The 21,305-nt window shown below is 60.9% G+C and carries 18 protein-coding genes; 13 read left to right on the top strand and 5 right to left on the bottom strand.

Annotation, left to right across the window (positions count from 1 at the left end):
- Nucleotides 1-1,491 carry an exodeoxyribonuclease I gene (gene sbcB, locus F568_RS0114820; RefSeq protein ID WP_019019532.1) on the top strand — a complete coding sequence of 497 codons (1,491 nt, stop codon included), beginning with the start codon at nucleotides 1-3 and terminating at the stop codon, nucleotides 1,489-1,491.
- 92 nt (nucleotides 1,492-1,583) lie between these two features.
- Here sbcB and F568_RS0114825 read toward each other — a convergent pair whose 3' ends face one another.
- Entirely contained in the window at nucleotides 1,584-4,412 is a 2,829-nt protein-coding gene (locus F568_RS0114825; protein ID WP_019019533.1) for an insulinase family protein, read from the bottom strand.
- The gene (locus F568_RS0114830; RefSeq protein ID WP_019019534.1) at nucleotides 4,412-5,098 is read right to left on the bottom strand and encodes an SOS response-associated peptidase; all 687 of its coding nucleotides are present in this window, start codon (nucleotides 5,096-5,098) and stop codon (nucleotides 4,412-4,414) included. Before F568_RS0114830 ends, F568_RS0114825 begins: the two co-directional genes overlap by 1 nt.
- Before the next feature lie 194 nt (nucleotides 5,099-5,292).
- Here F568_RS0114830 and F568_RS0114835 point away from each other — a divergent pair, with 194 nt between their 5' ends.
- Together F568_RS0114835 and F568_RS0114840 are read left to right on the top strand one after the other, a co-directional pair.
- Nucleotides 5,293-5,910, top strand: a complete 618-nt coding sequence (locus tag F568_RS0114835; RefSeq protein WP_019019535.1) for a TetR/AcrR family transcriptional regulator — start codon at nucleotides 5,293-5,295, stop codon at nucleotides 5,908-5,910.
- 4 nt (nucleotides 5,911-5,914) lie between these two features.
- Nucleotides 5,915-7,786 carry an MFS transporter gene (locus F568_RS0114840; protein ID WP_019019536.1) on the top strand — a complete coding sequence of 624 codons (1,872 nt, stop codon included), beginning with the start codon at nucleotides 5,915-5,917 and terminating at the stop codon, nucleotides 7,784-7,786.
- Nucleotides 7,787-7,824: 38 nt separating this feature from the next.
- On the opposite strand, the gene F568_RS0114845 is transcribed toward F568_RS0114840, so the two are convergent.
- Both F568_RS0114845 and F568_RS0114850 read right to left on the bottom strand, forming a co-directional pair.
- Nucleotides 7,825-9,105, bottom strand: a complete 1,281-nt coding sequence (locus F568_RS0114845; protein WP_019019537.1) for an HlyC/CorC family transporter — start codon at nucleotides 9,103-9,105, stop codon at nucleotides 7,825-7,827.
- Between the two features lie 87 nt (nucleotides 9,106-9,192).
- Complete coding sequence (locus tag F568_RS0114850; RefSeq protein ID WP_026300569.1) at nucleotides 9,193-9,993, bottom strand: cytochrome C assembly family protein; 801 nt, start codon at nucleotides 9,991-9,993, stop codon at nucleotides 9,193-9,195.
- Between the two features lie 231 nt (nucleotides 9,994-10,224).
- Between F568_RS0114850 and ffh the strand changes: the two genes are divergently transcribed.
- From ffh to recJ, 10 genes are all read left to right on the top strand, one after another.
- Nucleotides 10,225-11,667, top strand: coding sequence for a signal recognition particle protein (gene ffh, locus F568_RS0114855; RefSeq protein ID WP_019019539.1), 1,443 nt, complete (start codon nucleotides 10,225-10,227; stop codon nucleotides 11,665-11,667).
- Nucleotides 11,668-11,830: 163 nt separating this feature from the next.
- Nucleotides 11,831-12,082, top strand: coding sequence for a 30S ribosomal protein S16 (rpsP, locus tag F568_RS0114860; RefSeq protein ID WP_019019540.1), 252 nt, complete (start codon nucleotides 11,831-11,833; stop codon nucleotides 12,080-12,082).
- A gap of 15 nt (nucleotides 12,083-12,097) precedes the next feature.
- Nucleotides 12,098-12,655, top strand: a complete 558-nt coding sequence (gene rimM, locus F568_RS0114865; protein WP_019019541.1) for a ribosome maturation factor RimM — start codon at nucleotides 12,098-12,100, stop codon at nucleotides 12,653-12,655.
- A 64-nt stretch (nucleotides 12,656-12,719) separates the two neighbouring features.
- Nucleotides 12,720-13,535: a tRNA (guanosine(37)-N1)-methyltransferase TrmD gene (gene trmD, locus F568_RS22975; RefSeq protein WP_019019542.1), complete on the top strand. Its 816-nt coding sequence runs from the start codon at nucleotides 12,720-12,722 to the stop codon at nucleotides 13,533-13,535.
- Nucleotides 13,536-13,676: 141 nt separating this feature from the next.
- Nucleotides 13,677-14,033 (top strand): 50S ribosomal protein L19, encoded by a 357-nt coding sequence (gene rplS, locus F568_RS0114875; RefSeq protein ID WP_019019543.1) that lies wholly within the window; start codon nucleotides 13,677-13,679, stop codon nucleotides 14,031-14,033.
- 115 nt (nucleotides 14,034-14,148) lie between these two features.
- Nucleotides 14,149-15,051: a site-specific tyrosine recombinase XerD gene (xerD, locus tag F568_RS0114880; RefSeq protein ID WP_019019544.1), complete on the top strand. Its 903-nt coding sequence runs from the start codon at nucleotides 14,149-14,151 to the stop codon at nucleotides 15,049-15,051.
- Nucleotides 15,052-15,798 carry a DsbC family protein gene (locus tag F568_RS0114885; RefSeq protein ID WP_019019545.1) on the top strand — a complete coding sequence of 249 codons (747 nt, stop codon included), beginning with the start codon at nucleotides 15,052-15,054 and terminating at the stop codon, nucleotides 15,796-15,798.
- A 120-nt stretch (nucleotides 15,799-15,918) separates the two neighbouring features.
- A complete protein-coding gene (locus tag F568_RS0114890; protein WP_026300570.1) occupies nucleotides 15,919-17,235 on the top strand; it encodes a homoserine dehydrogenase in 1,317 nt (438 codons plus the stop codon).
- Nucleotides 17,236-17,344: 109 nt separating this feature from the next.
- Nucleotides 17,345-18,733 (top strand): threonine synthase, encoded by a 1,389-nt coding sequence (thrC, locus tag F568_RS0114895; protein ID WP_019019547.1) that lies wholly within the window; start codon nucleotides 17,345-17,347, stop codon nucleotides 18,731-18,733.
- 109 nt (nucleotides 18,734-18,842) lie between these two features.
- Entirely contained in the window at nucleotides 18,843-20,609 is a 1,767-nt protein-coding gene (gene recJ, locus F568_RS0114900) for a single-stranded-DNA-specific exonuclease RecJ (protein ID WP_051087981.1), read from the top strand.
- Nucleotides 20,610-20,774: 165 nt separating this feature from the next.
- Here recJ and F568_RS0114905 read toward each other — a convergent pair whose 3' ends face one another.
- Nucleotides 20,775-21,194 carry a VOC family protein gene (locus F568_RS0114905; protein WP_019019549.1) on the bottom strand — a complete coding sequence of 140 codons (420 nt, stop codon included), beginning with the start codon at nucleotides 21,192-21,194 and terminating at the stop codon, nucleotides 20,775-20,777.
- Between the last annotated feature and the right edge of the window lie 111 nt (nucleotides 21,195-21,305).

The following is a 21,305-nucleotide window of genomic DNA, read 5'->3' on the forward strand; positions in this document are numbered from 1 at the left end:
ATGGCGCAGCTTGGCGCGACACAGCGAACATTTCTCTGGCACGACTACGAAACCTTCGGGGCCGATCCGCGGCGTGATCGGCCTGTGCAGTTCGCAGCCATTCGCACCGATGCCGACTTCAACGAGATCGGCGAGCCTCTGACCCTTTACTGCAAGCCGGCCGACGACTTCCTTCCGCATCCTCAAGCCTGTCTGATTACAGGTATCACACCGCAGACAGCGCGGCGGCGCGGACTGCCCGAGGTCGAGTTCGCGGCGCGAATCAATGCCGAGATGAGCGTTCCCGGTACCTGTGTGCTGGGCTACAACAGTCTGCGCTTCGATGATGAAGTGACGCGCCACCTGCTGTATCGCAACTTTTTCGATCCTTATGCCCGGGAATGGCAGAACGGCAATTCGCGCTGGGACCTCATCGATGTAGTGCGTACCTTTCATGCCCTGCGTCCGGAGGGCATCGAGTGGCCGCAACGGGAGGACGGTTCGCCGAGCTTTCGCCTCGAGGAGCTGACCGCTGCCAACGGTATCGAACACGCCGGCGCGCACGATGCCTTGGCCGATGTACGGGCCACCATCGCCTTGGCAAGACTGCTGCGCTCTCGAAATGCCAAGCTGTTCGATTATCTTCTGGGGCTACGCAACAAGCGCGACGTGGCTGCGATGCTCGACATTCCCGGACGCAAGCCCATGCTGCACATCTCACGGCGCTATCCTGCCAGCCGTGGCTGCAGTGCGCTGGTCATGCCGCTCGCCAAACACCCATCCAATTCCAATGGCATCGTCGTCTACGACCTTTCGGTGGATCCGGCGCCACTGTTCGAACTGTCCGTTGAGGAGATACGCGCAAGGGTCTTTGCCAGCGCGGATGAACTGGCCGAGGGCGAGTCGAGGATTCCGCTCAAAGTGATTCATATCAACCGAAGCCCGGTTGTCATGCCGGCCACGTTCCTCAAGGATGTCAGTGGGCCTCACAAGGGTGAATATGGCGTCATTGTCGAACGCTTGGGGCTCGACGTGGTGGCCTGTCGCCAGCACTGGAAGGCGCTGTGCGCGCATCCCGAGGCAGCCCGCAAGGCGGCGGCGGTATTTGCCGAAGGGCCGGCCCAGGGGCCGCAGGACCCTGACCTGATGCTGTACAGCGGTGGCTTCTTCTCGCCGGCGGATCGTCAGGAGATGCAGCGGGTGTTGGATACGGCGCCCGACGCGCTGGGAGAAACGGCCTTTGCGTTTCAGGATCCACGCCTCGAGGAGATGCTGTTCCGGTTACGGGCGCGCAACTATCCGGACACGTTAACCAGCGAGGAGCAAGCGCAATGGGAAGCCTACCGTTGGTCACGGATGAATGATGCCACGCTGGGCGTACTGACCCTGCAGGCGTTTGCCCGTGAAATCGAAAGGTTGAATCAGGCCCCATTGAGCGATCGTGAGCGGCAGGTGCTGGAGGAGCTGGTCATGCATGTCGAGGCCATGATGCCACCACAGGCGTTTGGTTGAAATCAAGCTTGGGGCAGTTGGGAGTAGGGCCAGCCGGTCAACACCGCCCGTGCCGACAGTAACGGCGCGGGCGGTGTCGTTTCACAGTGCGCTCAGCGTGCCTCGGGCAAGGGCTGATAATCCTTGGTTAGCGCTGAGACATCGCTGGGTGACATTCCGCTGGTATAGGTGATCACTTGGGCTGGTGCGGCACGCAGCGACTGCCACGCTTGGCGCAGGGTGGCGGCATCCAGTTGCGAGACGCGCTCGGCCAACCGCTCGCGCCGGTCGAACTCGGTATGGCCATACGCCAGCTCGTACCACAGACGATTGGTCAGGCTGGAGAGCGACGGGTCACGTTGGAGCAAGCGGTCGCGCACGGCGTCGCGATACGGGGTGATCGTCTCGTCATCGACCTGGGCGATGCGGGCGTCGAATGTTATCAGGAAGGCATCGATTCGCGACTGTATCTTGTCGATATCGGCGCTTGGCGACTGGATCAGCAAGTTGATGCCTGGGGCATCGAGCAGTGGCTGATAGCCGGCGCTGACGATATAGCCCAGCTGTTCCTCGGTGCGCAGCTGCGCATAGAACGGGGTGTCGATCATCTGGCCGAGCACGGCTAGAGCCGCCTGGCTATCCAATGAGCGGTCAGGGCCTTGAAGATAGCGCAACACGGCGACATCGTTGCGGGTCGAGTGTGGATGCAGGGCCGGTGCCGAGCTCGGCACATCGAGGGGCTTCAGCTCTGGAATAGCCGTATCTTCCAGCCGGGGTGCCAGGGCGTTGGCCACCGTTAGCCCCTTGCGGCGTGCTTGCTCAGGGGTCAGGTTGCCGACTGCCATGCTCTCGATGTACAGCCGATTGAGGAAGTGTGTACGGAATTCACGCAGGTCCTCGACACCGAGCGGGGCGATGGCATCAAGTAGTGCGGCATCGCTCCACTGTGGGCGAATCAATGCGGCCCCCAGCGTGCTCTGCATCTGTTCGTAGAGGGGCGACTGCGGCGCGTTGCGCCATTCTCTTTCCAGTCCCATCTTGACCCGGGCGAAAGCGTCGCTGGCAATATCGCCCCTCTGCAATTGTTCCACGGCCCGACGCAGCACCAGTTCCTGCTGGTCACGCCAACCCGACAGGGACAGCGTAATGCCGCGGGCATGGGCATAGGCGGAAAAATCCTGGCCAGCCAGGCGGGCGGGATACAGGGTTTCATTGAGGCTGTCGCTCAGCCAGCCGGCTAGCAATCGGGCCAGGGCGGCATCGCGAGCGCTGCTCGAGGCGTCGGGGTTCTGGAGACTGAACCGCCACTCGACGCGTGGCGTGCCAAACTCGCTATCAGGCCGATACCACAGTGAGTAATGCTCGCCATCAATCAGTGCTACAGGATCGCGGGTTTCGAGGTCGAGCAGTTCGAGGCTCTCCGCGATATACGGATTGCGCTCGGGAAGGGCCAGATCCGGTAGCGGCTCGGCTTGGGGCCAATGCTGGATCGCCGTTAGCGTATAGGGTGCGTCGAACCACTGGCTGCGTTGCTCGCCTTCCACGTCAGGACCGCTGTAGACGCGCAATAATGACTCCGGTGTGAGCGAGGAGAGCAGCTCCCTGACCTTGCCCGGATCGAGCCCTTCCATGCGGTAACTGCCGTATTGCACGTCTTCGAGGGGGTAGTGAGCCATGTTCATGGCCAGTCGGCTGGCGAGGTGGATAGGCTCGCCGCGCTGCTGGAAGCGGAACTGCTGCTCCGAGAGGCTCGCTTGTTCTTCATAGCGCCAATCCTCGATGCCCTGTTGGCGAATGCGCGCGATCATGTCGAACAGGCTGGCCTGGATGCGGTCGAGATGCCGGGCTCCCTCGGGGGTCAGGCTGACGCTCACTGCAAACAGGGCGTCATCACCGTCGCCACGCATGCTGCCGGCAGACAGGCCATCGGCCCAGCCCTGTTTCCGCAGAGCGGCTAGCAGGCTGCCTTCCCCCTCATGGCCCAACAGGCCAGCCAGATAATCCAGCGACTTGTGGCGGTAGTCCTCGATCGGATCTTGGGTGGGAAAGAGAAAGTGCACTTGGCGTCGATTTTCCAGACTCTGTACTCGCATCTTTGCCGGGACGAGGTCTGGCGTGAGCAGGTTTTCGGGAATTTCTGGGTGGGTCAGGTTGCGATCTGGAATGGCACTGAAGTCCTCACGTACCCATTTCTCCAGCGTTTCCAGTGGCTGTGGCGCTACCACTGCCAGGTTCATGACATTGGCGCCGTAATGATTCCGGTAGAAATCGATCAGGACGTCACGCAGCGGTTTCTCGCCGTCTCGTAGGGTCTCGAGACTGCCCACTGAGAAGCTGGTGCTCGGGTGGTCGGGGTTGAGTGCCTGATCCATGGCCTCGTTCAAGCGACGCGCATCGTCGCGCAGGCGGGCCTGATACTCCGAATGGACGGCATTGCGTTCGCGGTCGACGTATTCGGAATTGAACAGTGGAGCGATAAAGAACTGGCTGAATCGGTCGAGTGCGCCGGGAAGTGCACCTGGCTCGATGGAAAAGAAGTAATTGGTGTCCTGGCTAGCGGTGAAGGCATTGTGGCTACCGCCGTGCTGGCTGATGTACTGCTGGTAGCTGTCCGCCTCGGGATAGCGCTCGGTGCCCAGAAACAGCATATGTTCAAGAAAATGCGCTAGGCCGGGAATCGATTCGGGATTCTGGGCGCTGCCCACCGAGACATTCATCGAGGCGGCCGCCTTGTCGGCATCGGGATCGCTGACCAGTAGCACCTGTAGGCCGTTATCCAGCGTCAGGGCGCGATAGTCTCGATCATCGTTGGGGCTGATAATCGGCGCGTCGGCACGGTTGGCAGCGGTGGTTTCGCTGTCACTCATGGCTTGGTCTGCAAGCGCCAGGCCAAGCCAGCACAGGCCCAGCCCGAGGGCACGGCGGGGTCGCGGTAGTCGCATCATGTCTCCTGTTCGCTATGCCAGCGGACCATATTGCCGGTCGGGCGACCGCAGGCCCAGTCCTGGTAAGAGGGATCGTTTACTCGTCTTGATACAGGAAAAATGCCCAACAGTTCCAAGGGAGCCGGCGAAAGGAGCGCGCGGGCGCGTTCCTGGGGCGTATCCGGAGACAGCCACCGGTCTGCGTTTTCGGGGGAGATGATGGCGGGAAACCGATCGGTGAGCGGAGCCAGCAGTTGATTCACGGGAACGGTAATCAGTGCCGTGGAATCGTTATAGTGGGTCAGCGTCGTGTGGTATCTGCACCACAAGCCGGCCAGCAGCAACGGTCCGCGGTCAGCACGGGTCACCAGGAAAGGCTGCTTCATGCGCGGCTGGGGCTTCCAGACATAGACACCGCTGACCGGAAGCAGGCAGCGGCGAGCGGTAAAGGCATCACGGAACATGGCGCGTTCGTCGAGTGACTCGGCCCGCGCGCAGTGCGGTGCGTGGTCCAGGACCTTGAGCCAGGGTGGGGTCAGTCCCCAGAATGCCGTGGCCAGGCACGGCGTTCCCTGTTCGTGACGAATGATCGAGACTGGGGTGCGGGGCGCCCGGTTGGGGCTGGTAATCAACGGCTGGGTAGCCTTGAGCCCCGGCAACAGACCGTCGAGGGGTAAAGCGGCAATATGCAGGCGTCCGGCCATGGTCGGTCTCTTGGCTGGTGAGTCATTGTGCGGTTTCCCAGGATATCGCTGCCCTGGGTTGGCAGCCATTGGCAGTCATGGTACGCGTTCGGGACTTGCGTTTACGTGCGGTGTCGATATGCTGAGCGAAAACAGTGTTCGATCATTGTCGCTTCCGAGCGCGCATGGAAGCGATTTGCGAAACGAGGTTAACGATGGCACGTCCCCGACAGCACGCGCCCGAGGCATTGCATGCCCAGGTGATGGCCGCATGTGATGCATGGCTGCGGGAGAATCCTGTGCATACACTTTCTCTGCGTGCCTTGGCGCGCGAGATTGGTTGCGCGCCCAGTACGCTGCTCAAGCTTTATGGCAGCTTCAACAACCTGCTTCAGTACGTCAACATCGAAACGCTCGATAGGTTGCGTGCTGCAGTCGAAGGTCTGAGTGGGGCCACGCCCGAACCGCAGCTCAAGGCATTGGCAACGGCTTATTGGCAGTTTGCGCAGGAGGATCCCTTCCGCTGGCAACTGCTTTTCGACTATCCCTTGGCGCAAGAAGGTGAGCTGGACCAGCGGCAGAGCAGCATGATCGAGGCATTGTTCACACGTGTCGAGGCGACGCTCAAGGAGTATCAGCCAGCACTCGGTGAGCTCGAGGCGCGGCGCATGGCACGTACCTTGTGGGGTAGTGTGCATGGCCTGGTGCAGCTGGGACTTAACGAGCGCCTTGGTTACTGGCAAGGGCAGGCTCTTGAGGTCGGGGAATTGCTCGATCAGTTATTGACCACAATCCTGGCCGGCCTCAGGTCGTCATCCAACCAGAGTGAGTGAGTCATTGCTGACGCAGCGCCGCTTTGCCCCGTTCTTCTGGTCCCAGGCCTTGGGCGCCTTCAATGACAACTTGTTCAAGAATGTTCTGCTGCTGTTGCTGACTTTCGTGGCCGTGCCTCGGCACGGCTGGGATACGGGGTTGCTCAACAATCTGGCTGCAGGGTTGTTCATCCTGCCCTTCCTGTTGTTTTCCGCCTGGGGGGGGGCGTTGGCCGATCGTCTCGACAAGCAGCGCCTGATTCGCCGCCTCAAGCTGCTCGAGCTGGCTACGATGTGTGCGGCAGCGGCAGCGGTCTGGTTCGAGCAGTTTGCCGTACTTCTGGGGCTGCTGTTCATGATGGGCACGCAGTCGGCGCTTTTCGGGCCGGTCAAATACGCTATTCTGCCGCAGCATCTGCGCCCCACCGAACTGGTGCGCGGCAACGCCTGGGTCAACTTGGGAACCTTCGTCTCGATCCTGCTGGGAACGCTGCTGGCCGGGGTGCTGGCTTCTCTGGAGGGCAGTTGGTCACGGGCTGCGATTGCCTTAACGCTGGTGGGTGTCGCCCTGGCTGGGTACTTGGTCAGCCTGGGGGTTCCCATTGCGCCTTCCAGTGCGCCGGGGCCCGTGGCATGGCGGCCATTGTCGGGCAGTGTTCAGATATTGCGCGATAGCTGGCGGCATCCGCGTATCTTCCGGGGGCTGCTGGGAATCAGCGTGTTCTGGTTCCTGGGCGCCAGCTACCTGACGCAGTTACCGGCCTGGGTGCGCGATGTAGTGCATGCAGACGAGACCGCCGTAAGCGCCCTGCTGGCGGCGTTCGCGCTGGGTGTAGGTGGCGGGGCGCTATTGTGCGCTCGGTTGTCCGGAGGGCGACTGGAAGTGGGGCTGATTCCTCTGGGCGCGCTGATTATTGGCGCCGCCGGGCTCGATCTGGCTCTACAGCCGGCTATCGTTGGCGAGCAGTTGAGCTTGGTGGCGCTTTTGGCGGTGCCTGGCTTCTGGCGCATGGCGCTGGACCTGGCATTGATCGGCGTTGGCGGCGGACTGTATATCGTTCCTCTGTATACCCTGGTCCAGCTAGCCAGCCATGACGAACATCGTGCGAGGATGATTGCCGCCAACAATCTGCTTAACGCTCTGTTCATGATACTCGCCGCCGTTTTCGGCATCGTGGTGCTGAGCGTGTTTGGCGCTTCGCTGCACGTCTTCTTCGCCGGGCTGGCGGGCATCGCCCTGGCAACGGGCATCTATGTGCTGATGGCCAACCCTCGCTCGGTACTGCGATTGGCCATCTTTGCGCTGACGCATGTGCTGTATCGCCTGCGGTTCACGGGGCGCAACCACATTCCCGCCGAAGGGCCGGCACTGGTGGTTTGCAATCATGTCAGCTTCATGGATGCCTTGATACTGGGGGGTGGCAGTCCGCGCCCGTTGCGCTTTCTGATGGACCGCCCAATCTACGAATCGCCGTGGCTGAACTGGTTCTTCCGTATTGCCGGGGCGATACCCGTGGACTCGGAACGCCGAGATCCAGGGGGGATTCGACGTGCGCTGGAACAGGTCAGCCTGGCCTTGCGCAGCGGCGAGGTTGTCATGCTTTTCCCTGAAGGGCGGCTGACCCCGGATGGTGATGTGCATCGCTTCCGGCGCGGCGTGGACATGATCCTGTCGCGCGATGCTGTACCTGTCGTGCCGGCAGCATTGGCCGGGCTATGGGGTTCGTGGACCTCGAATCGAGAAGGCCCGGCACTAGCCAAGCGCCCACGCCGTTTTCGCGCCAAGGTGGCGCTGGTATTTGGTGAGCCGATGGCGCCTGAGGCTACAAACAGTACCAGTCTTGAGGCCAAGGTGCGCGAACTCAAGACCGCTGCCGAGCGACGCATTCTCGACTAAGCAGCGGCAGGGTGTTCCGGTGGCAAGGGGAGGTGGGATCAGGTGAGGCGCGAGCGGCGCACCTGCTGCCAGCAGCGTGCCGCTGTGATCAGGTTGTCCTTGACCTGGAGGATCTCCATGCGCGTAGAGCCCAGTTGCAGGCACGCTGGAGCATCGGGGAAGGACTCGAGGTGTTCGAGGATTAGCCCGTTGAGTGTCTTGGGTCCGTCAGTGGGCAATTGCCAGCCCAGCATCTTATTGATCTCGCGAATATTCGCCGTACCTTCAATGACGTAGCTGCCATCGTCCTGCAGGTGTATCTCCTGATGCATGCCGGCAACGTCGGTGGTGAATTCGCCGACAATCTCCTCGAGTATATCCTCCAACGTGACTAGACCCTCCACATCGCCATACTCATCGACCACGATGCCGATACGCCGCTTCTGCTGCTGAAAGTTCAACAACTGGGTGTGCAACGGAGTCGATTCGGGAATGAAGTAGGGCTCGCGCGCTTCTTGAACGATTGCTGCCTTGGTGACCTCGGGCTTGGACAAAAAGCGTGCTGCATTGCGCAGATGGAGGATTCCGATAATGTTGTTGATATCCCCCTTGTATACTGGCACACGCGTGTGCTGACTGGCGCGAATCTGAGCCAGAATGTTATCCAGATCATCATCCAGATCGATGCCCGATACCTCATGGCGGGGCACCATGATGTCATTGACGGTAACGTTCTCGAGATCGAGGATCGACAACAGCATGGCCTGGTGGCGACGCGGGATCATTGTGCCGGCCTCGTGCACCACAGTGCGTAGCTCGTCCCGTGTCAGGTTGTCCGCACCGCCCTCGATGTCGCGCACCCCGAGTAGACGCAGCAGACCGTTGGAAATGGCATTGACCATCCACACCAGCGGGTAAAGCACCTTGAGCATCGGCTCAAGGGCCAGCGACGACGGGTAGGCAATACGTTCGGGCTTGATCGCAGCGTAAGTCTTGGGCGTTACTTCGGCGAAGATGAGCACCACGATGGTAAGCACCAGGGTGGCAACGGCCGGCCCCGACACTTCACCGAAGAAATGGATGGCAATAATGGTGGCAATCGATGCTGCCAGGTTGTTTACGAAATTATTGCCGATAAGGATGACGCCGATCAGGCGGTCGGGGCGGGCAAGCAAGCGCATTACCCGCTTGGCGGCACGGTCGCCGCTATTGGCCTGATGGCTCAGACGGTAGCGGTTGATAGACATCATGCCGGTCTCGGAGCTGGAGAAATAAGCGGACAGGCAGATGAGAAGAAACAGCAGGCCGAACAGCAGTCCCAAAGGGATGTCGTCGTTCAAGGTCTGGGAATCCTAAATTGCATAACAGGCTCGTTTGTAGGGAATAGGCCACCCCGGTGTCAAGGCAGGGTGGCGATACGGGGCAGCTCAGGGCCGGCCAAACACGATTTCCAGGGCGAACTTGCTACCAAAGTAGGCCAACAGAAGTAGGGCGCAGCCACCCAGAGTCCAGCGCACAGCCTTGGCTCCACGCCAGCCGAAGACATGGTGTCCGGCCAGCAGCAGGGCGAAGATGATCCAGGCGGCAAAGGAAAGTACTGTCTTGTGGACGAGGTGCTGAGCGAAGAGGTTGTCGAGGAAGATCATGCCGCTGATGATCGATGCCGTGAGCAGGAACATGCCTGCCCAGATCAGTTCGAACAGCAAGCGTTCCATGGTAACCAGTGGCGGTAGTACCTGGACGATGCCGCGCGTGTGATGCTTGCGCAGGGACTGGTTCTGACGAGCCAGTAGCATCGCTTGTACGGCGGCAATGGCGAACAGGGAAAAAGCCAGAGTCGAGGTGAGAACATGAATGGCAATGCCTGGGGGCAGTCCTTCGCGATGGCCATGCTCAGGTAGGCCCACGACCAGTAACAGGGCCAGGGCCGCCAGGGGGAATAGGCCGACGGCTGCGCTCAACACGGGCTTGACGAAGCTCACACCCAGAAGCAGTAGGGCAATCAGCCAGCTGAACAGCGATGCGCTGTTGGAAAGGCCGAGGTTGAGTGAGTCGGTACTATCCAGCGTAATGAAGACCACTACGCTATGGCAGGCCACGGCCAGCAGGCCAACGCCTCTGACCAGGGCCGGACGTGCGGGAACGCGGCGTAGTAGCGTCAGGCCCTGCCAGGAGCCGGCGCCCAGGTAAAAAATGATGGCAAGTAATGCGAAGGGAAGCGCCTGCATGGTTAGGCTCTGCTGACCTCGGAAGGTGTGCCATGGCAAAAGAGAATCGATTGCAGCGCCACTATACCGAATCGTGGCCGTCTCGCCCAGCCACTGCATCGCAGTGAGAGGGCGTAGCCACAGCCACATGGAGACTGACGCCACGAAGGCGTATAATTCTGCACCAAACAGCGGATGTGATCTCGCCCGACGGCGAAGCAGACATCCAGGCATCCCTGCATGGAGAGCCCCATGTTCGAAAATCTCTCGGAGCGTCTATCGCAGACGCTCAAGTCGGTTACCGGTCAGGCCAAGCTGACCGAAGACAACATCAAGGATACGCTGCGCGAGGTGCGCCGCGCTCTGCTCGAGGCCGATGTCGCACTGCCGGTGGTCAAAGACTTCATCGAGCGGGTACGCGAGCGTGCTGTTGGTCAGGAAGTCTCTCGCAGCCTGTCGCCGGGCCAGCAGTTCGTCAAGATCGTCCAGCAAGAGCTGGAAGCTATCATGGGCGAGACCAACGAAGGGTTGGCGCTAAAGGGCAGCCCGTCTGTAGTACTGATGGCCGGCCTTCAGGGGGCAGGTAAGACCACTTCCGTGGCCAAGCTTGCGCGTTACCTGCGTGAGCGCGAAAAGAAAAAGGTGCTGGTAGTGTCCACCGACGTCTATCGTCCGGCGGCCATCGATCAGCTCGAGACCCTGGCGCGTGAAGTCGAGGTCGATTTCTTCCCGTCGACCAGCGACCAGCGTCCGGTCGATATCGCTGAAGCGGCCCTTAAGCACGCCAAGATTCAGTTCCACGACGTTGTGCTGGTCGATACGGCAGGCCGACTGCATGTCGACAGCGACATGATGGACGAGATTCAGGCGCTGCATCAGGCGACCCAGCCCCAGGAAACCCTGTTCGTCGTCGATGCGATGACCGGTCAGGATGCTGCCAATACGGCCAAGGCCTTTCACGAGGCGCTGCCTCTTACCGGGGTAATCCTGACCAAGGCCGATGGTGATGCCCGTGGCGGTGCCGCTCTGTCAGTGCGCCATATCACCGGTAAGCCGATCAAGTTCATGGGGGTGGGTGAGAAGGTCGATGCGCTGGAGCCCTTCCACCCGGACCGTGTCGCGTCGCGCATTCTGGGCATGGGCGATATGCTGTCGCTCATCGAGGAGGCCGAGCGCACCGTCGACAAGAGCAAGGCGGATAAGCTTGCCAAGAAGGTCAAGAAGGGCGAGGGCTTCGACCTCGAGGACTTCCGCGATCAGCTACAACAGCTCAAGAAGATGGGCGGCATGGGCGGCATGATGTCCAAGCTGCCGGGCATGGGACAATTCGCCGAGATGGCGCAGGGGCCGGGGCCCGAGAAGGAACTGGGCAAGCTCGAGGCGCTGATCAACTCCATGACACCCAAGGAGCGGCGCAAGCCGGAAATCATTAACGGCTCGCGCAAGCGACGTATCGCGACTGGGGCCGGCCTGCAGGTGCCCGACCTGAATCGTCTGCTCAAGCAGCACAAGCAGATGCAGAAGATGATGAAGAAGGTCGGCAAGAAAGGTGGCATGCAAAAGATGATGCGCGGCATGGGGGGTATGCTGCCGCCCGGCATGGGTGGCGGTCCCGGCGGTCCCGGCGGTCCCGGCGGTCCTGGTGGCATGGGTGGGCCGGGCGGCTTCGGCGGCGGGGGCTTCCCGCGGCGCTAAGCCACGGCGTGGCGGAGCGAGGAAAAAGGTTTCCAACGTCCGTCGTTTTCCGTAGAATGCTGCGTCTTCGTGGCAGGCTGCGTGTGTACGTAGCTGACGACTGCGACCGCAGTCATGAATCTGTGGCGTAAATACTGAACTCAACCGAAGGATTGTTAACGCAATGGTTACCATTCGTCTGGCACGTGGTGGCGCCAAGAAGCGTCCCTTCTACCACCTGACCGTGAGCGACTCCCGCAAGTCACGCGACGGCCGTTTCATCGAGCGTGTTGGCTTCTTCAATCCGGTCGCCCGTGGCCAGGAAGAGCGCCTGCGTGTCGATCTCGACCGTATCAGTCACTGGCAGAGCCAGGGTGCGCAGGTCTCCGACCGCGTTGCCGAGCTGGTCAAAGAAGCGCGCAAGCAGCAGGCGTAAGCCTAGCCCCGTCTCATGCCGAATAACGTATCGAGCGAGCCGCAAGCCGGCCAGTCGGACGAGTACGTGGTGCTGGGTAAGCTGACCAGCCCCTACGGCGTGAAAGGGTGGCTCAAGGTGTATTCGTACACCAGCCCGATGGAGGGCATCCTCGACTACGCCGAATGGGTGATCGAGCAGCGCGGAGTACGTACGACCCGCCGCCTCGCCCAGGCGCGTCGTCAGGGTAAAGGCCTCGTGGCCTGTCTCGAGGGTATCGACTCACGAGAGCAGGCGGAGCAGCTTGCCGGGGCGGACATTCTTCTGCCCAAGCAGGCACTACCCGAACTCGAGGCGGGTGATTATTATTGGTATCAACTGGAAGGGCTGCGGGTCATGACGCTGCAAGGCGTCGACCTGGGGCGTGTCGACTACCTGTTCGAAACTGGCGCCAACGATGTTTTGGTCGTCAAGGGTGATGCGCAGAGCATCGACGACAGGGAGCGCTTGCTTCCCTTCCTGCCCGATGAAGTGATTCGCGACACGGATCTGATAACCGGTACATTGACGGTGGACTGGGATCCTGAGTTCTGACGCGACGCCGGGTCGGGCGCTGACACGACGGGCTGGTTATGATTCCGGCTCCAAGGGATCTGCCGTGTGGATTGGTGTTGTCTCCCTGTTCCCGGAAATGTTCGATGCCCTGACCGGTTACGGGGTGGTTGGGCGAGCGGTCAAGCAGGGGTTGCTGGAAATCGACTTCTGGAACCCTCGGGATTACGCCACGGATCGACACCGCACGGTGGATGATCGTCCTTATGGCGGTGGGCCGGGTATGCTGATGAAGGTCGATACCCTGCGCCGTGCTATTCATGAGGCGCGAGCGAGTGGTGAGCGGCGATACGGCACGCCTCCCAAGGTGATTTATCTGTCGCCTCAGGGGCGACCTCTGGATCAACGTGGCGTGCAGGAGCTGGCGTCCGGTGGGCCCTTTGTCGTAGTGGCTGGTCGCTATGAAGGTATCGACGAGCGCGTCGTGGAAAGTGACATCGATGAAGAGTGGTCGATCGGCGACTATGTGCTGAGCGGGGGTGAACTGCCGGCCATGGTGCTTATCGATGCAGCAGCAAGACTGGTTCCTGGCGTGCTGGGCCATCAAGCTTCGGCGGTCGAGGATTCGTTTGCCGACGGTCTACTGGATTGCCCGCATTATACGCGGCCTGAGGTCATCGATGATCGGCGCGTGCCGGATGTCTTGCTCAGTGGCAACCATGCCGCGATCCGACGCTGGCGCCTCAAGCAGTCCCTGGGACGCACCTGGCTCAGGCGTCCCGAGTTGTTAAAGAGCCGAACACTGAGCGATGAGCAGCGCAAGCTGCTCGATGAGTTCATTGAGGAATACGCCAACCCGGCGGAGGAGTGTGGCGAGCCGGTAAAGCCCGGTGCCGATCAGTCCCGCAGTGAGGATCGGTAGGCCCACGTCACCCATATTGTCGTTCCCGCGTTATCGAACGTCGGGATCACATGCCAGGCAGGCGCGTCTCGAGAATCGCCATTAGCGATATCGAGAGAATACAGCGAGCCCGCGTGGCCAAAACAGTCAAGGAGTTGCATCATGAGTAGCAAGAACAAGGTGATCCAGGCGATCGAAGCCGAACAGATGAGCAAGAACGTGCCGGCTTTCGCACCGGGCGATACAGTTGTCGTCCAGGTAAAAGTTGTCGAAGGCAACCGTGAGCGTCTGCAGGCCTTCGAAGGCGTGGTGATCGGCAAGCGCAACCGCGGGCTGAACTCCGCCTTTACCGTACGCAAGATTTCTCACGGTGTCGGCGTCGAGCGTACCTTCCAGACCTACAGCCCGCTAGTCGACTCCATCGACGTCAAGCGTCGCGGCGACGTGCGCCAGGCCAAGCTGTACTATCTCCGCGAGCGCAGCGGCAAGGCAGCGCGCATCAAGGAAAAGCTGGCCTAAGCGATTGGCTGATGGCGGCGAGGCATCCCTTGCCGCCACCTCACGAAACCCCGTCGCCGCGAATGCGGGGCGGGGTTTCGTTGCATCTGTGTGTTGCTTGCGAAGATAATGCGCCATGGCCGAGTCACATGACGATAGTGGGCTGATCGAGGCGTACCTTGATGCCTTGTGGTTGGAGCGGGGAGCCAGCGAGCATACGCTCTCGGGCTACCGGCGGGACCTTGAAGCCTGGCGCGCCCATATCCTTGAGAGCGGCAGTCGGTTGCTCTCTCCCGATCCTGAGGTGTTGCCTCGCTGGCTGGAAGCGCGACGCGCCGCGGGATATCAACTGCGTAGTAATGCACGGCTGCTGTCGAGTCTGCGCGGCTTTTATCGCTGGCTGCTTGAACTGGGGCGTGTGGAGGGCGATCCTCTCGGTGACGTCCGCTTGCCACCAGTGCGAGCCAGCCTGCCCAACACCCTGGATGAAGACGAGGTCGAGCGCCTACTCGTCGCACCGGACGATACGACGGCATTGGGGCTGAGGGATCGTGCCATGCTAGAAGTATTATATGGTTGCGGTTTGCGTGTCTCTGAACTGATCGGCTTGCGTCTGGACAGTATCAACCTGCGCCAGGGCGTGGTGCGCGTCGTCGGCAAGGGCGACAAGGAAAGGCTGGTGCCGCTGGGCGAAGAAGCTCATGCATGGGTGGAGCGCTACTTGCGTACCGGTCGCAGTGAGTTGATGTCCGATATTCGGCGTCCGCCCTTGTTTCCTGGGCGCAGTGATGCGTTCATGACGCGCCAGACGTTCTGGTATCGCATCAAGCATTACGCCCGGCTTGCCGGTATCGACAAGCCATTATCACCGCATACTCTGCGCCATGCATTTGCGACGCACCTATTGAATCATGGCGCCAATCTGCGTGTCGTGCAAATGTTGCTGGGACATAGCGACCTGTCGACTACGCAGATTTATACCCATGTAGCCCAGGCGCGGCTGGAGACGCTGCATGCCGAACACCATCCTCGAGGTTGAATGATGATTCGTGGTTTAAAGACGCTGTCGAGCGCACTGTTCGCAATACTGACACTCACTTCCAGTCTGGCGCTGGCCGCGCCGGCGGCGGAAACGCTCGCCGAGCGACTGGCCGTGAACGGTGAGCCGATGCCGGTGGAGAGCGTGAGCGAGACGCCGATGGACGACATCTACGAAGTTCGTCTGAAAAGCGGCGAAACGTTCTATAGCAACGCTGATGGAAGCCACTTTATCGTGGGGGATCTGTTCGCCAACGGCGAAAATGGGCTGGTTAACCTGACCCAGCAGACACGTAATGCCGAACGCGCCGAGCGTCTGGCCCAGGTGCCGATGGATCAGCGCATCATTTACCGCGGCAAGGAGACACCTCAGGCAACGATTCAGGTCTTTACCGACGTGACTTGTCCTTACTGCCGCAAGTTCCACGAGGAGGTGCCGCGCCTCAATGACATGGGCATTGAGGTGCAGTACCTGTCATTTCCGCGCAGCGGCCTGGGCTCCGAAGGAGCGCGTTATCTCGCTCAGGTATGGTGTGCAGATAACCCGGGCGAAGCCTTGAGCGCCGCCAAGCGTGGCGAGAGCCTGAAGAATGCACCGGACTGCGACAACCCGGTCATCGATCAGTATCATCTGGGGCTTGAGCTCGGCGTACAGGGTACACCGGCTATTGTATTGCCAGATGGGCGTATGGTGCCGGGCTACGTGCCGGCCGAAAGGCTGGCCGGCATGCTCGGCATCGAGGAGTGAAGCTGCCTTTCGCAAGGCCGCTGGACATACGTTTGACACCCCGGTAGAGGGTTTTACCTTGTCGTTCTGATCAAAATTTGATCAGTCTGTAAATCGAACGAATAGGAAGGGAGCACGACGTTGAAACCGGTGAGAGTGGGGATCTGTGGTTTAGGAACCGTCGGTAGCGGTACCTTCAATGTGCTGACACGCAATGCCGACGAAATTGCCCGTCGGGCGGGGCGGCCGATTGTCATCGAGCAGGTCGGCGCCCGGCGTGAAAATCCCGACTGTGATACCACCGGTGTCAAGGTCACGGCCGATATCTTCGAGGTGGCACGCAATCCTAATGTCGACGTACTGGTAGAGCTGGTAGGCGGCTACGATGTCGCACGCGAGCTGGTGTTGACCGCCATCGAGAACGGCAAGCACGTAGTAACTGCCAACAAGGCGTTGATTGCGGTCTATGGTAATGAAATCTTCAAGGCGGCTCACGACAAGGGAGTGATCGTTGCCTTCGAGGCGGCTGTTGCCGGCGGCATCCCGGTGATCAAGTCGCTGCGTGAGGGCCTGGGCGCCAACCGTATTCAATGGCTGGCCGGCATCATCAACGGCACCGGCAACTATATCCTCACTCATATGCGTGACGAAGGCCGGGCGTTCGAGGATGTCCTCGCCGAAGCCCAGGCGCTGGGTTATGCCGAGGCTGACCCGACCTTTGATGTCGAAGGCATTGATGCCGCACACAAGCTGACCATCCTGGCTTCCATCGCCTACGGTGTTCCCTTGCAGTTCGACAAGGCCTACACCGAAGGCATCTCGCGGATCACTGCGGAGGATGTCGAGCAGGCCGATAACCTAGGGTACATCATCAAGCACCTGGGTATTTCCAAGCGTACCGAGGCCGGACTGGAGCTGCGCGTTCATCCCACGCTGATACCCAAGGAACGCCTGCTGGCCAGCGTGCATGGCGTCAAGAATGCCATCGCGGTAATGGGCGATGCCGTGGGCCCCACGCTCTATTACGGTGCGGGTGCCGGTTCCGAGCCGACGGCCTCGGCGGTGGTTGCGGACCTGCTCGATGTGGCTCGCGACATTACCACCGACCATCACTACCGTGTGCCCTACCTGGCCTTCAGTGGCATCGTCGAGGGCGGCAATAGCCTGCCGATTCTGCCCATGGAGGATATCGTCACTGCCTATTACTTGCGCCTGCTGGCTGTCGATCGCCCCGGGGTGCTGGCGCGCGTGGCGACCATTCTCTCCGAGCAGGGCATTTCCATCGAGGCCATCATTCAGAAAGAAGCCACCGAAGGCGAGCTGGTCCCGATCATCCTGCTGACACATCGCACCCGCGAGAAGAACATGAACGACGCTATTCGTCAGCTCGAGTCGTTAGCCGATATCGCCGGGCCGATTACGCGTATCCGCGTTGAGTGCCTCGACGAAGGGGAATGAGTCCTGGCGCTAAGCCGTAAGCGCCAAGCGATCATGCGCCTTGGCTTCAATCTTCGGGTGGACACCAGGTCGCCGGTTATCCACGGCCGGTGGCGATAGGGGAAACATCATGCGTTATATCAGTACGCGCGGGCAGGCGCCGGCGCTGAATTTCGAAGATGTGGTGCTGACCGGCATGGCCAGCGATGGCGGTCTTTACGTGCCAGAAACCGTGCCGCAGCTATCGCGAGACGAACTGGCGGCAATGGCAGGGCTGTCCTATGCCGAGATCGCCTTTCGAGTAATGAAGCCGTTCGTCGACGGCGAGATTGATGACGACACCTTTCGCAACATCGTTCATGAGGCTTACGCCACCTTCAGCCACGAGGCGGTCGTACCGCTCAACCAGCTCGGGGCCAACCATTTCCTGCTTGAGCTGTTCCACGGGCCCACGCTGGCCTTCAAGGATGTCGCCCTGCAACTGCTCGGCCGATTGCTGGATCACTTTCTGAAGAAGCGCGGTGAGCGCGCGGTGATCATGGGGGCGACTTCCGGGGATACCGGATCGGCTGCGATCGAGGGCTGCCGCCACTGCGATAATCTCGATATCTTTATCCTGCACCCGCACAACCGGGTTTCCGAGGTACAGCGCCGGCAGATGACCTCGGTGCTGGCCGACAACGTGTTCAATATCGCTATTGAAGGCAACTTCGATGACGCCCAGGCAATGGTCAAGGCCAGCTTCGCCGACCAGTCGTTTCTCGACGGTACGCGACTCGTGGCGGTCAATTCGATCAACTGGGCCCGCATCATGGCTCAGATCGTCTACTATGTTGCCGCCGGCGTAGCGCTAGGCGCACCGCACCGCCAGATCAGTTTCTGCGTTCCCTCAGCCAACTTCGGCAACGTATTCGCCGGCTACATGGCCTACAAGATGGGCCTGCCGGTCGAGCGCTTCGTCATTGCCACCAACGCCAACGACATTCTGCACCGTACGCTAGCCGACAACGACTTTTCCAAGCGTGACCTCGAGGCGACACTGGCACCGTCAATGGACATCGTGGTGTCTTCGAACTTCGAGCGGCTGCTGTTCGATGCCTATGAGCGTGACGGCGATGCCGTGCGTGCGCTGCTCGAGCGTTTTCAAAACGAGCCGACGGCGCTTGCCGACGCCCCCCTGGCCAAGCTTCGGGAACGCTTTGCCAGTCATAGCGTCGACGATGCGACACTCCTCGAGGTGATCCGCGAGGCACACCATCGCACCAAGGAACTGCTCGATCCGCATACGGCTACCGGCTACCGTGCCGCCGAAGTGTGCCGGGGCGACGCCGGCACGCCGATGATCACTCTAGCCACTGCGCATCCCGCCAAGTTCGCCGAGGCAGTGGTCAAGGCCGGTTTCCCCGGTGTGCCGTTGCCTGCTCACATGGAAGACCTGCTCGAGCGTGAGGAACGCTACAGTGTGTTGCCTGCGGACCTGAAGGCTGTGCAGTCTTTCGTAGCCGAACACCGTCGCTGACTGTCCATCGTTTCAATTCGTTGCCTTTCCGCGCCCGGCCTGCCGGGCGCGATGCCTCTTAGGAGTGCCCGTGGATACCGAGATTGCGCAGCGCCCTCTGGCAGAACTCATGCGCCGGCGCATCATGCCGCGCCAGCGCGACGAGGCGTTGTACCAGCGCTGCCTGGCGGCGGGACTGTCCGAACTCCAGGCACGTATCCTGGCTGGACGTCTGAGCGGCTACAGCGGCGAGCTCGATCCGTTGGTCACGCCCGGTCTTCGGCACCTGGCGCACCCCGAGAAGCTGAAGGATTCACGACGCGCCGCCGAGCGCATCGCCCGGGCGGTGACCGAGGGTGAACACATCGGCATCCTTACCGACTATGACGTCGATGGCATCACTTCGCATGTGGTGATCCTGCGTACCCTCAACGAACTGTTCGGCGTACCCGCGCAGAAGCTACATAGTCTGATCGGTCACCGCATCAATGATGGCTACGGTATCAGCCTGCCATTGGTGGAGCGCACGCTAGCGCTGAAGCCGCGCCCCAGCTTGGTGATCACCGCCGACTGCGGCTCGTCGGATGAGCCGCGCATCGCGCGATTGCGCGATGCCGGCATTGAAGTCATCGTCACCGATCATCACGCGTTACCACTGGAGGGGCCGCCAGTCTCGGCCTATGCCACGGTCAATCCGACCCGTAACGACTGTGAATTCCCCGATCATACTATTGCCGGTTGTATGGTGGCCTGGTTGGTAATGTCACTGGCCCGAGCTGTGCTGATCGAGTTCGGGGCGCTGTCGCCGTCCACGCCCAAGTTGTCGCCATGGCTCTCTTACGTGGCGCTGGGTACCGTGGCCGACTGCGTATCGTTGGGCGGCAGTGCCATCAACCGTGCGGTGGTGACCCAGGGGCTGACGCTCATAAACCGCATGGAAGCCGCCTGCTGGAGGGCGATGGCGGAACGCTTGGGGGCCGATAGCGTGCCCTTCGACGCCGAGACGTTAGCTTTCCAGATGGGGCCGAGAATCAACGCCCGGTCGCGTCTCGATGACCCCTACGCAGCGTTGCACTTCATGCTGGCAGCCGATGAACACACTGCACGCCGGCATCTCGAGGTACTCGATCAGGATAACCAGTCGCGCAAGGCCATTGAGGCCGACATGACCGAGACGGCACGCGCCCTGGCCTTGCAACAGCTGGCCGAGGGTGCCCAAGTGCTGGTTGTCTATCTTGAGGATGGCCATGCCGGGGTGCAGGGTATTGTCGCTTCACGGCTGGTTCAGGCCTTCGGGCGGCCGGCACTGGTACTGACGCGTGCAGCTGCGCCAGGCATGCTCACTGGCTCGGGACGTTCCATCGAGGCGCTGCATCTGCGTGACGCCCTGCAGCGTGCCCATGATCTCGCCCCGCAGGCGCTGCCTCGTTTCGGTGGCCACCGCGGGGCGGCGGGCATCGGCCTTCCGGTCGAGCAATTGGAGACCTTTACGAATGCATTGCGTCAGGCCGTTAACGAGCAGCTTGGCGTATGTGAACTGTATCCCTGCGTCTTTACCGATGGCGAATTGACCGCCCCACAGCTCTGCCTGGCGACCCTCGACGAGTTGGAGCGCCTCGCGCCCTATGGCCGAGAGTTCGATGCACCGTTGTTCGACGGCGAGTTTTTGGTCGAGAACCTGCGCGTGGTTGGCGCCGACGGCTGCCACCTGATGCTCGAGCTGTCGTGCGGTGGGGTGACGGCGCGAGCCATCTGGTTCCGTGCCCTGACGCCGGGCGAAGTGCCGGCCTTCGGCCTGGGTGCGCGCTTGCGCTGCGCCTACAAGCTGTCGCGCAACCGGTGGAAGGGGAGGGAGTCGTTGCAGTTGATGATCGAGCACGCCGAACAGGTATACTGAAGCACTTAGCACGTTTTTGCTTCGTACAGCACTTCCAGTGAGCCAGAGAAACTTGGCAAACGAAGTCATGCTAGGCAAAAAGCAGCGAGAAAAGCGGAGTTTACTGATGTAAATGAGCATTTTTAAGCTGCTTTTAGCGACGCATGACCGAGTGCAGCAAGTTTGCTAATAGTTCGGCCAGACCCCCGGTGTAGCCAGCTCCAGCAGGTGGCCATCCGGGTCGCGAAAATACAAGCTTTCGCCGCCTTTGGGCCAGTGCGTGCGGCCTTCGATCTCGACTCCGTGCTCGGTCAGTTGGGCTTCCCAGGCGTCGAGTTGGTCGGCGGGAATAGCGAGCGCCATATGGACTGGCCCCTGCCCATCGTGGGGTGGAATGGTACCCATGTCGCGGGGCAAGGTGACAGTCTCCAGCGTCGCGCCCTTGAGAAACAGTAACAGCACCGTACCACGCCCGGCATCGTAGGCTGTGAACCGGTGATCGGCAGTGAACGGCTCAAGACTCATTACCTCCTCGAAGAAAGCCCGAGCGCGCCCCATGTCTTCTACGTAAAGTGCCGTTTCCAGCACGCCGTCGAGCGTTGGCATGGTGGCTCCCGTGTTAGATGTTTTCTCCAGCATAGAGGGGCCTGCGAGTACCTAGCCAATGCTGAGGCTCGCTAGGCACTCTTCCTTGAGCGATTGCCCTTCAGCCGGGCC

Origin of the sequence: Modicisalibacter luteus DSM 23508 (assembly GCF_000378505.1) — a bacterium.
Lineage (GTDB): Bacteria > Pseudomonadota > Gammaproteobacteria > Pseudomonadales > Halomonadaceae > Modicisalibacter > Modicisalibacter luteus.

What these genes read in the sequence shown, in the direction of transcription:
- sbcB (WP_019019532.1), top strand. Translation starts at nt 1, where the DNA reads ATGGCGCAGCTTGGCGCGACACAGCGAACATTTCTCTGGCACGACTAC.
- F568_RS0114825 (WP_019019533.1), bottom strand. Translation starts at nt 4,412, where the DNA reads ATGCGACTACCGCGACCCCGCCGTGCCCTCGGGCTGGGCCTGTGCTGG.
- F568_RS0114830 (WP_019019534.1), bottom strand. Translation starts at nt 5,098, where the DNA reads ATGGCCGGACGCCTGCATATTGCCGCTTTACCCCTCGACGGTCTGTTG.
- F568_RS0114835 (WP_019019535.1), top strand. Translation starts at nt 5,293, where the DNA reads ATGGCACGTCCCCGACAGCACGCGCCCGAGGCATTGCATGCCCAGGTG.
- F568_RS0114850 (WP_026300569.1), bottom strand. Translation starts at nt 9,993, where the DNA reads ATGCAGGCGCTTCCCTTCGCATTACTTGCCATCATTTTTTACCTGGGC.
- ffh (WP_019019539.1), top strand. Translation starts at nt 10,225, where the DNA reads ATGTTCGAAAATCTCTCGGAGCGTCTATCGCAGACGCTCAAGTCGGTT.
- rpsP (WP_019019540.1), top strand. Translation starts at nt 11,831, where the DNA reads ATGGTTACCATTCGTCTGGCACGTGGTGGCGCCAAGAAGCGTCCCTTC.
- rimM (WP_019019541.1), top strand. Translation starts at nt 12,098, where the DNA reads ATGCCGAATAACGTATCGAGCGAGCCGCAAGCCGGCCAGTCGGACGAG.
- rplS (WP_019019543.1), top strand. Translation starts at nt 13,677, where the DNA reads ATGAGTAGCAAGAACAAGGTGATCCAGGCGATCGAAGCCGAACAGATG.
- xerD (WP_019019544.1), top strand. Translation starts at nt 14,149, where the DNA reads ATGGCCGAGTCACATGACGATAGTGGGCTGATCGAGGCGTACCTTGAT.
- F568_RS0114885 (WP_019019545.1), top strand. Translation starts at nt 15,052, where the DNA reads ATGATGATTCGTGGTTTAAAGACGCTGTCGAGCGCACTGTTCGCAATA.
- thrC (WP_019019547.1), top strand. Translation starts at nt 17,345, where the DNA reads ATGCGTTATATCAGTACGCGCGGGCAGGCGCCGGCGCTGAATTTCGAA.
- recJ (WP_051087981.1), top strand. Translation starts at nt 18,843, where the DNA reads ATGCGCCGGCGCATCATGCCGCGCCAGCGCGACGAGGCGTTGTACCAG.
- F568_RS0114905 (WP_019019549.1), bottom strand. Translation starts at nt 21,194, where the DNA reads ATGCCAACGCTCGACGGCGTGCTGGAAACGGCACTTTACGTAGAAGAC.